Consider the following 10235-nt stretch of genomic DNA (forward strand, 5'->3'; position numbering starts at 1 on the left):
CAGTCGGTTGCGGAGCGCGCGACCGCACAGGGCGATGCAGTGTACATGTGGGGAATGCGATGACGTCCGGAGCCAGGATCGACAAGGCGGCGGAAGCCGCAACATTCCGCGAGCAGTTGAACAGCAACGCCTATAGCTACTACAGCATGGCGGTCGCGGAGACTTCCGGCGACGGCGGGGCGGCGAAAGGGCTGAAGCGTCTGTTTGCGGCGGCGCTTCTCTCGTCGACCTCCGTGATGGCGTTCGGGATTCCCGCCGGGGCAGCTCCGGCCGCCTGCGCGCAGGACGGCTCGCCGACGACCTATATCTGCAGCGGCGACAATGGCGACAGCAGCGTTCTCATCATGGGCAACGGTGCGACGGTGACGGCGGACGAAACCTTCAGCATCGAGACCACGGGCGAAGCCTTCGCGGTGGGCGTCAATGCGGGCATTCGCGTCACCGGCGACGGATCGACGATCAAAAATTACGGCTCCGTCATCACCGGCGTCACGCCGAGCCACTACACCTATGCCCGGCACGACGCACTGTCCGCCAGTGGCACGACGGGCACGTCGCGCGTCGAGAACAAGGAAGGCGGTTACGCATCGACCACGAGCGAGACGAGCTTCGCGCTTTACGCATTTTCGGGCGGCACCGCCGAAACCGGCAACGCTGGCACCGTGGTCACGACCGGGGATCACAGCGACGCCCTTGTCAGCCGCGGTGGAAGTTCGGCGCTCGCCGAAAACTCGGGCAGCATCACCGCCGGAGGGCACAGCGCCAACGGGCTGACCGCCACAGCGACCAACGGCACGGCCGAAGCGAACAATCTCGAAGGCGGCACCGTCACGGTCAACGGTGAGAGCGCCGCGGGGCTCTATGCCCAGGGCAGCATCGCCAACGCGACAAACGACGGCACGATCTACGTCACCGACAATTACTCGACCGGCATCGCGCTCAGCGGCGACACGGTGACGGGAACGAACAACGGCACGATCGAGGTGAGCGGCGACTATTCGACCGCCATGTTCGGCACCTCCTACGGCCTCGCGACGACGAACCTGACCAACAACAGCACGATCACGGTCACGTCGGAATATTCGACCGGCATTGTCGGCACCGGGCCGACGGTCAACATCACCAATGCGGAAGGTGCGACGATTTCTTCCGGCGCTTCGGGCATCGCCGTTGTCGCCGGCGGCGCGAGGTCGGGCACGATCAGCAATGCCGGCACCATCACGGGCGATGTGAATGGCGGCGGCAGCAGGCGGATCGCGGTCAAGGCCCGGGCCACCAGCGGCATGACGGTTGAGAACACCGGCACGATCGACGGCACCATCGACTTCGCCTATGCCACGGATACGACGGTCAACAATATCGGGGGCACGGTCGGCGACGGCGAGGTCGCCATTTCCGTCGGCAATGGCGAGAATGTCGTCACCATCAGCGGCGACGGCAACGCGATCGACGGCGCCATCGTTTCCCGGGGCACGAGGATCGTAATGGGCGTCGTGCCGTTCGACGTCGATATGGACCCGGAGCCGGAGCCCGCGTCCACGCTCAATTTCCGGCAGACCGATACGCTGGTTCTGAATTCGGGCTATTCCGGGCGCGCCATCGAGAACTTCCAGACCGTGAACTTCTTCGACGGCGTGACGGAGTTCTACGGCGTCGACATCTTCAACTCCGCAGGGGCTCCCGACGTCAATATGACCGGCGATGGCGGTGTCCAGCAGATGTCCATGGAGGCGTCCGGCACCCAGGTGAACGTCTACAATGGCGCGACAGCGCATGTGTCTGGCGGGTATGTGAGATTCGATGCCCACACGGTGAACGTGACCGGGAACAGCGAGGCCCCTGCCGCCGAGCAGGTTGCGACGCTCTCCGTTGCCGCCGATTCCGAGATCCATGTCAGCGGCGACGTGACCTTCGGCGCGCTTGGCCGGTTCACGGTCGGCGTCGACGAGCCCTATGCGGTGGAAGATAGGAACGTGCAACTCAAGAAGAGGGTGCGCACGAACGGATTCCTCAGCAGCAGCACGCTCACCTTCGCTGACGGGTCGCAGATCTATGCAGATGTGACGCGCGGCATCGAGCTGACGGATGGAAACGAGATCCAGATCGCCGATGCCCATGACGGCATTTCCGATTACGGCGTTTCGGTTTACGACAACACGACGCTTTTCGACTTCACGCATGAAATTCGCAGCGGCGATCTCGGCGATCAACTCTATCTGATCGTCGAGCGCGTGCTGACGGCCTCGCAGGCGACGGACAACAACAATGGCCGCACGAACGCGAAAAGCATCGCCGACGCCATCGACCGCTTCATCGAGAACGCACCGGCGGACAATCCGATCGTTATCTACCTCGCGCGGTTCCCGGTGGAAGAGCAGGAAGCGCAACTCTACAAGCTCGTGCAGGACAGTCTGCCTTCCGAGTCAGGCTCCGATGGCAGCAGCACGATCGTTTCAACCGACATGGTGCTCGACCTCGTGATGGACCGGCTGTCGGGCGGCGGTTTCGCTGTGGTCGACAGCGGCACGGGCCAGACCGGCGTCTCGGCGGGCGACATGGCCCTTGGCGGTGTCGGCAATGTCGCCCTCTGGGGACGCATCGGCGGCAGCATGGCCGAGTATACGCCGGACAATGTGAACGGCTTCGACAGCGACACGTTCGCCGCGTCGATCGGCGTCGACGGCGACATCAGCGCGCGGTTCCGCGCGGGCATCGCGGTATTCTATTCAAACACCAAGGTGGACGAGAACGGTGCGGGCGCCAATAGCTCGCAGGACATCGAAGGGTTCGGGGCGCTTCTCTACGGCACGTATCGGCCCTCCGACTTCTACGTCAACGCCACTCTCGGCTACGGCATCAACGCCTATGAGAGTCGACGCACGGCGCTGGGCGGCGTCAACTCGGCCGATTATGACGGTTCGCAGGTGATGGCGCGCGTGGAAGCAGGCAAGGTCTTCACCCACGGTTCATGGGATGTCACACCGAATGTCGGCCTGCGGTTCAATCATGTGTCGATCGACGGCTACACCGAGACGGGACCGCTGCCGACGACGGTCGGCTCGCAGGAGGTGACCTCGCTCCGTGCGGCGCTGGGCGTCAACGCGCGCTACACGCATGTGATGGATAATGGTGCGAAGCTCATTCCGGAAGTCTATATCCGCGGGCTCGAGGAGCTGGCCGATCCGAACGAGGCGCTGACCGGCTCGATCGCGGGGGGCGGCACCTTCGTCAGCCAGTCCACGCCGAGAGATCGCTTCAGCCTTGCAGCGGGTGCGGGTCTCACATACGAGCTCGACGACAAGGTTTCGGTGCGGGTGCTTTATGACGGTGAATTCCAGAGCGACTACCAGGAACACAGCCTGACGGCGGCCATTCGCCTCGCCTTCTAGTCTAGGCCGCAGGTTTTTCGACAGGTTTGCGGGCGGATTCCGCGTGTCGGGAAGGAAGGAAGGGGTTCACGCGGAGGCGCAGAGAAGAAGAGAAAGACTGGCGCCTTGCGCCGAAGTACAAGGGCGCCCTTCAGCGTTTCTCCGCCTTGCCGACGGTTTCGACATAGGCGCGCAGCACCGCGTTGATGCGGGCCTGATAGCCGGGGCCGCCACGCTTGAAGAAGTCGATCACCGAGCGGTCGAGGCGCATGGTGACCGGCTGCGCTTCCTCGGGCATCAGCATTTTTGCGGCGCGAAAGAATTCCGGGCCGAGTTCGGGGATGTCGGAATAGTCGATCTCGCTGTCGGGCTTCGCCTTCAGCCGCGCGAGCTCATCCGCCCGCCTGGGCTTCGCGCCATTCCTTGTACGCTTTGCGCTCATTCCTGTCGGCCTTCCGTGCCGAGACGATCCGTCTCTTTTCGCCGCGCCAGGTGAAGACGACGACGATCACGACGATGCCGTCGATCTCTCCGATGGCGATGTAGCGCCGCTCGTCCGCTTCACAAAGAGATATTGTTATTTGTATGTACGATTATCAATAATTTCAACAGCGGCTTCCGCGCCGGACGATGCAGGGGTTTAATGGGGCCGGTGGTGTGGGGGGTTTTCGATGAAACATGCGGCGGAGGAGCTGAAGGCGCTGCCCGGGGGGTCGATCCTCGGGGCGCTGGGGGACAGCGAGCGGGCGGAGCTGGCCGCGATCGCGCGGCGGCGGCGGCTGGCGGCCGGCGAGACCGTGTTCGCGCAGGGCGATCCGGGCGAGGCGATGCTGGTGGTGCTGACGGGGCTCTTGCGCATCCACATCCTGACCGCCTCGGGGCGCGAGGTGGTGCTCGATTATGCGGGGCCCGGCCAGGCGATCGGCGAGATCGCGGTGCTGGATGGCGGCCCGCGCGCCGCCGGCGTGACCGCGGTCGAGGCCTCGGAAGTGATGATGCTGACGCGGCGCGACCTGCTGCCCTTTCTGGCGCGGCATCACGATGTGGCGCTGCGGGTGATCGGCGTGTTGTGCGCGCGGCTCCGGCGCACCAACGATCTCGTCGAGGCGAGTTCGACGGCGCTCGGGATCGGGCCGCGGCTGGCGCGCGGGCTGCTGCGGCTGGCCGGCATTGCGGCGAACGGGGATGTGGATGTGGATGAGGGGCCGCATCCATTGAAGATCACGCAGGGCGAGCTCGCCGCGCATGTCGGGCTGGCGCGCGAGAACGTCAACCGGCAGTTGCGCGAATGGGAAGAGGCCGGGCTGCTCGAACTCGGGCGCGGGCGGCTGTCGCTTCGCGACGCGGCGGCGCTGGCCGAGATCGCCGAGGAAAGCGACTAGAGTCTTTGTCTTGTCGCGTTTCCGGACGGTGAACCGGCTTCCACTTCATCTGGAAACGCTCCAGCGCCGGCCGTCGCTTTCTTCAATCGAAAACAATTCCGCTCAAAAGCGGGCGCGGGTTTCGTATTGCAGGGCGCGGACGCGCTGCGTGCCGAAGCCCTTGACCTCGATCCCGCCGAGATCGGCGGTGGCGAATTCCTGGCCGATCAGCGCGAAGGTCGGTTCGTCGATCAGGATCTGCATCGGTTCGCAGAGCGCTTCGAGACGGGCGGCCAGATTGGCCGCCGGACCGAAGATGTCGTAGACATATTTCTGGATGCCGACCATCGAACCGATCAGCGCGCCGGTCGAGACGCCGATGCGGCAATGCCATTTCGTCGGGTGGGATTCGTTGCGCTTTTCGAGATAGCGGCGCATGCGCAGGGCGACCCGGGCGATGTTGGCCGCGTGATCGGGCACGGCTTCGGGCACGCCCGAGACCGCCACATAGGCATCGCCGATGGTCTTGATGCGCTCGCAGCCGAAGAGTTCGGTGATGCGGTCGAAGGCCGAGAAGATGTCGTTGAGTTCGGAGACGACCGAGCCCGGATCGCTGGCGATCGCCATGTCGGTGAAGCCGATGAAATCGAGCATCAGCACCGAAGCGGAATCGAAACGCTGCGGCGTGGTGGTGCCGAAATCCTTCAACTCGTCATAGACCGAGCGCGGCATGATGTTGAGCAGCAGCTTCTCGACGCGCTCCTTTTCGCGCTGCAGCTCGCGGGCGTTCTTTTCGGCCATGCGCGAATAGGAATCGAGCATGTATTCGGCTTCGCGCTGTTTCGAGACGTTGCGCGCCTCGACCAGGACGGCCGGGCCCTCCTCCGTGTCGATGCGGCGCAGATCGAGTGCGAGGCTCAGCGTGCGGGCACCGGCCTTGACGTCGGTGTCGCGCGAAAAGACGCGGCCGGCCGCAAGGCGCGTGGCCGCCTTCTCAGTATCGAGCGCGGAAAGGCGGCGCGGCAGCGGCGCGTCGGGGTCGTCGTCTCCGGGCGGGAACCACTGGAAGAAGCAGGCGTTCTCGAAGCGGATCTCCCAGCTTTCGGGATCGGCGATCGCCACGGCGGTGCCGAGGCTCTGAAGCGCGGTGCGCAGCATTTCCTGTCCGGCGGTCATGGCGCGCCCTCTCAGTCGTAGCGCACGACGATCAGGGATTCGCGCCGCATCACCTCGCGATGGACATGGGCGACATCGTCGGCGGCGAAATCGAAATCCTCCAGCGTCTCCTTCAGCAGGCCGGCCAGTTCGGCATATTCGGCGCGGGAGATGCCGAGCGGCGCATGGACGCGGCGCAGCACATCGTCGGAGACGGTGGCCGGACCGCCGGTGATCGAGGCGATGAACTGCGTCTGGTGGTCGACCAGGCGGCGCATCTCGATATCGGCGAAATAGCGCTGCAGGCCGGGATGGTCGAGCACCTTGTCGTAGAAGGCCGAGACGATCTTGCGGATGGCGGCAAAGCCGCCATTGCGTTCGAAAATGGTCTTGCTCACGCGCCCGCGCCCCCGCTGCCGTTTCGTTCCGGGGCCGGAGTATAGTCCCATCATCGCTTCTCCTGTCCAAAAAAATGGGGGCCGGCGGAAGATCCGCCGGCCGCCTGTGTCAAAAAGGGAGGGCCACCTGTTCAGCTTTCGACCGAGAGCGCGGCCTGCATCGCGATCGGGCGCGAAAGGTTGAAGTAATTGGGCGAGGTCCGCATCACCGTCTCGTGGATCTCGCGGAAATCGGCTTCCGAGCCCGAGCCCTTGATGCGCACCGTGTAGTGCAGCGTCTCGTAGCCGGCCGGCACGGCCGCATCGAGGCCCAGGAAACCGCGCAGGTCGAGCGTGCCATGGGTCTCGATCTCGAGTTTCTCAATCACGATGCCCTTCAGCGCGGCATTGGCGACATAGCCGACCGTCATGCAGGCATTGAGCGCGGCCATCAGCATTTCCTGCGGATTGGCGTGGTTGTTTTCGCCGAGCAATTCGAAAGGCTCGTCGATGGGCACGGTGAAGCGGCGCGGCACGCGCACACCGCCCATGGTGAAGGCCTCGACGGTCGTCTCGCTCAGCGTGCGGCCGCGCCAGGCGGTGTTGACGCGGAACTCGACCATGCCTTTCGACACGTCCTTGCCGATTTCGCCGGCCAGTTCGCCGAGGGCGGCGAGATCGAGGCCGTTGACGCGTTCGACATCGCCGCCGATCTTTTCATGCTTGCTCATGTTGGTTCTCCGTTTCATTCAGGGTTGGGGGAGCGGCGCCTTCAGCAGAAAGCCGGCGCCACGGCTTCGACTTTCGCCCGCCCGCCGGGGAAGATCGCCTCGACGGTTTCGAGCAGCTTCGGATGGGTCATGCCGGAGCCGAGATAGGTCCAGCGGATGGCACCCTGCTGGGCGGCCGCGATCTCGTCGCGTTCGGCGGCCGAGAAGCGGCGGTTGCAGGCCTGTTCCAGCGCGGCGATGTTGAATTCGCCCTGCTGGGCGAGACCTGCGTCGAGGAACATGCCGATGGCGAAATAGTCCTCGATGCCCTTTTCGATCTCTTCCGGCGCCATCGAGGCGGCCAGCGCCTTGACGATCTCGGTGTCGAGCTGGGCGTGCTGGCACTCTTCCATCCAGTGATGCTTCAGCAGGCTGCGGAAGAGCGGATCGAGATCGCCATTGTCGCGGACGCTTTCGTTGTAGTGGCGCTGCGTCATCCATTCGATGTGAAGGATGGTCAGCGCGACGCCGAGCGGCGTATGCGACAGCACCTTGTCGGCGACCGCCGATGCCGGGCCGATCACCTCGACCGGCGTGCCGAAGCCCGACAGGAAAGCTTCGCGGAAGCATTTGAAGAGATGGATGTGCTTTGCCTCCTCGGCCGCGAATTGCAGCAGGGCGCGGTCGCGCCAGTCGTCGGCGCCGAGTTCGGGCCGGGCATGATCCATCACGAAGGGCAGGATGAATTCCTCGACCAGGCCGAAGATGTAGAGATATTCGTGGCCGCGGATCTGGTTGAAGGCCAGGCGCTCGGCCGGCGAGAGGCAGGCAATGTCAGACGTGCGCGCCAGCGCCTCGGGCATGAAGGGGCGGGTGAAGTCGAGCATGCGGCCCGGACCGATCAGGTCCTCGACGCGCCAGTTGACGCGTTCGGAAGCGGCCAGGGCATTGCGGAAGGTCGAATTGTCGAGGGGAGCGTTCATCGGAATGGTCCTTTCAGGGGGAGGGAGCGTTGAATCTTTCTCTATCGGGGGAAGACGGCGCCGCCGCGGGGCGATACGGGCGGGAGGGGACCCGTTTCCGGTCGGGGGTTACCGGGGCCCGCGGCGGTGCGCGTCAGGCTTGCGCATGGACGATCGGGGGTTCGATCCAGCGCATGGCCGGGAAGTCCCGGCCGAGGGGGACGGCGATCACGGACAGCATGCAGACCGTCGCGACGATCATGGCGGCTTCGTTTGCCATCCGGGGAAGGCGTGTCATTTCGATATCTCCTGTCTTTCTGTCGAGGGGCCCGGGGGGCCGTTGCATCGGTGTCGTCCGATGGGTCCTTGATAGGGCAGACAGGCGCGGCGCTCCGTGACGGGCGTCACACAAGCGAAAAAGAACTGGATTTTTTTTCGGGGGGAGCAGGAAGGAAGAAGATTTTGCACGCCCACGGGTATCGCCTTCGGCGATCCCGAGGACAGGCTCCGGCGCGGAGGCGCGGAAGAAGGGAAGAAAGGAATTGTTCACGCAGAGGCGCAGAGGCGCCGAGTATGCGGGTCCGTCAGGGGCCGACGCGGGGCCGCAGTAGATGAGAAGAAAGACGTGAATGGCCCGAATAAATCGGGCCATGAGGTTTGGGGGATGGGGTGTTGGGTTTCTCGACCGGTGGGGCAAGAGGCGTTGCGAGTGGGCCCCGGGGACAAGCCCCGGGGTGACACTTCCATTTTTTGTCGGCGTCGAAACTCAAGCGGCCGCTCGCAATGACGGCTGGAGAGAACGGGCCTCGCTATTTCGGCGTCAGCCCCAGCATCTTCGCGATCATCCTGTCGAGGGTGCGCTTCGAGGCGACGGCCATCAGGATTTTTTCGGCGAGGCGGCCCTTGACGGCGGCGTAGCGGACCTTCGGCTTCGGCGTCGTCAGTGCCTTGTGGATCAGGCGGCCCAGCGTTTCGGCCGGCAGGCCCTCGCGGCCCTGGTCGATGAAGACCTTCTGGAATTTCTCGAGGATCGGCAGCCAGGGCGAGTTGCCGTAGCGGGCGATGTCGATCTCTTCCGCCTTGTCCCAGATCGCGGTCTTGACCGGGCCCGGGCCGATGACGATGACGTCGATGCCGAACAGCATCAGCTCGCGGCGCAGGCTTTCCGAAAAACCTTCCAGCGCGAATTTCGATGCCGCGTAAGGCCCGATGAAGGGCATGGCGCGGATGCCGCCGACCGACGAGATGTTGACGATGCGGCCGGGCGGGCCCTTCAGCGATCGGTCGGCGCCCAAGAGCGGCGCGAAAGCCTGGGTCACCAGCAGAGGGCCGGTCAGATTGACTTCCATCTGTGTGCGGAAATCGGCCGGGTCGATTTCGAGCAGCGGGCCCGAGACCGCGATGCCGGCATTGTTGACGAGGCCGGCCAGCGTTTCGCCCTTCAGCGCGGTGCGGACTTCCGCCGCGGCCGCGCGGATGGCCGCTTCGTCGGTGACGTCGAAGACCAGGGGCGTGAAGCTCGCGCCGAATTCCTGCCTGAGTTTGTCGGCGTCCGCCTGCTTGCGGACCGAGCCGAAGACATGGAAGCCCTTTTCGATCAGGACCTTTGCGGCGGCATGGCCGATGCCGGTCGAGACGCCGGTGACGACGATGGATTTCATTTTGCTGGTTCCCCGGTTGGCGCCCCCGCCCCAAACGGGCTTCGCCCGTTTGACCCTCCCCGAGGGGAGGGTGGGAAGAGAAGAAAATCGTCAAACCTAGATAGAGACTCGACCCTTAAAGGTCCAGATCGTATCTGACCCAGTTTCGCGGTTGGGCGAGTTTGTCGTAGAGGGCGCGGGCGGTGGCGTTGGCGATGTCGGTCTGCCAGTAGAGGCGCAGCCAGCCGTCGGCGCGGCCTTTGGCGGCCAGCGCCTCGATCAGCGCGCGGCCCGCTCCTCGCCCGCGCGCTTCTTCCTTCACATAGAGGTCTTCGAGATAGCAGACCGGCTTCGGGCTCCAGGTGCCGGGATGGAGGAGCGCATGGGCGAAGCCGAGCGGGCCGTCCGTGCCTTCGGCGATCAGGCCGATATGGTTCGGCGCGGGCGCGAGGAAGCGTACCCATGTGTCGGCGCTCACCTCGGGCGGCAGCGATGTTTCGTAGAAGGCGAGATAGGAAGCCCACATGGTGTCCCAGCCTTCGTGGTCGGCGGCGGTGAAGGGACGTGTGCGGATGGTTTTTGCAGACAAGACGGCAGCCTCCTTCCTACCACCCTCCCCTTGGGGATTCCTCTGCAAAACACAGTGTGCTTTGGTCGTCAGA

10 protein-coding genes are annotated in these 10235 nt (G+C 64.6%); 2 read left to right on the forward strand and 8 right to left on the reverse strand.

Going from position 1 to position 10235, the window contains the following annotated elements; genetic code table 11:
* Positions 1-59 precede the first annotated feature (59 nt).
* The gene (locus tag AAC071_RS13580; RefSeq protein WP_339833361.1) at positions 60-3389 is read left to right on the forward strand and encodes an autotransporter domain-containing protein; all 3330 of its coding nucleotides are present in this window, start codon (positions 60-62) and stop codon (positions 3387-3389) included.
* Positions 3390-3519: 130 nt separating this feature from the next.
* Here the strand turns inward: AAC071_RS13580 and AAC071_RS13585 are convergent, their stop codons facing one another.
* A complete protein-coding gene (locus tag AAC071_RS13585; RefSeq protein ID WP_339833364.1) occupies positions 3520-3810 on the reverse strand; it encodes a BrnA antitoxin family protein in 291 nt (96 codons plus the stop codon).
* A 229-nt stretch (positions 3811-4039) separates the two neighbouring features.
* Between AAC071_RS13585 and AAC071_RS13590 the strand changes: the two genes are divergently transcribed.
* Positions 4040-4750: a Crp/Fnr family transcriptional regulator gene (locus AAC071_RS13590; RefSeq protein WP_339833367.1), complete on the forward strand. Its 711-nt coding sequence runs from the start codon at positions 4040-4042 to the stop codon at positions 4748-4750.
* 102 nt (positions 4751-4852) lie between these two features.
* Here AAC071_RS13590 and AAC071_RS13595 read toward each other — a convergent pair whose 3' ends face one another.
* From AAC071_RS13595 to AAC071_RS13625, 7 genes are all read right to left on the reverse strand, one after another.
* A complete protein-coding gene (locus AAC071_RS13595) occupies positions 4853-5905 on the reverse strand; it encodes an adenylate/guanylate cyclase domain-containing protein (protein ID WP_339833370.1) in 1053 nt (350 codons plus the stop codon).
* An 11-nt stretch (positions 5906-5916) separates the two neighbouring features.
* Positions 5917-6282 (reverse strand): group 1 truncated hemoglobin, encoded by a 366-nt coding sequence (locus AAC071_RS13600; protein WP_339833373.1) that lies wholly within the window; start codon positions 6280-6282, stop codon positions 5917-5919.
* A gap of 131 nt (positions 6283-6413) precedes the next feature.
* Positions 6414-6992: an OsmC family protein gene (locus AAC071_RS13605; protein WP_339833376.1), complete on the reverse strand. Its 579-nt coding sequence runs from the start codon at positions 6990-6992 to the stop codon at positions 6414-6416.
* 41 nt (positions 6993-7033) lie between these two features.
* Positions 7034-7954: a hypothetical protein gene (locus tag AAC071_RS13610; RefSeq protein ID WP_339833378.1), complete on the reverse strand. Its 921-nt coding sequence runs from the start codon at positions 7952-7954 to the stop codon at positions 7034-7036.
* Between the two features lie 133 nt (positions 7955-8087).
* The gene (locus AAC071_RS13615) at positions 8088-8231 is read right to left on the reverse strand and encodes a hypothetical protein (protein ID WP_339833382.1); all 144 of its coding nucleotides are present in this window, start codon (positions 8229-8231) and stop codon (positions 8088-8090) included.
* Positions 8232-8742: 511 nt separating this feature from the next.
* Entirely contained in the window at positions 8743-9594 is an 852-nt protein-coding gene (locus AAC071_RS13620) for an SDR family oxidoreductase (RefSeq protein WP_339833384.1), read from the reverse strand.
* Positions 9595-9709: 115 nt separating this feature from the next.
* Positions 9710-10162 carry a GNAT family N-acetyltransferase gene (locus AAC071_RS13625; protein WP_339833386.1) on the reverse strand — a complete coding sequence of 151 codons (453 nt, stop codon included), beginning with the start codon at positions 10160-10162 and terminating at the stop codon, positions 9710-9712.
* Positions 10163-10235 lie beyond the last annotated feature (73 nt).

This window comes from uncultured Parvibaculum sp., from assembly GCF_963975745.1.
In the GTDB taxonomy this organism is placed as follows: domain Bacteria; phylum Pseudomonadota; class Alphaproteobacteria; order Parvibaculales; family Parvibaculaceae; genus Parvibaculum.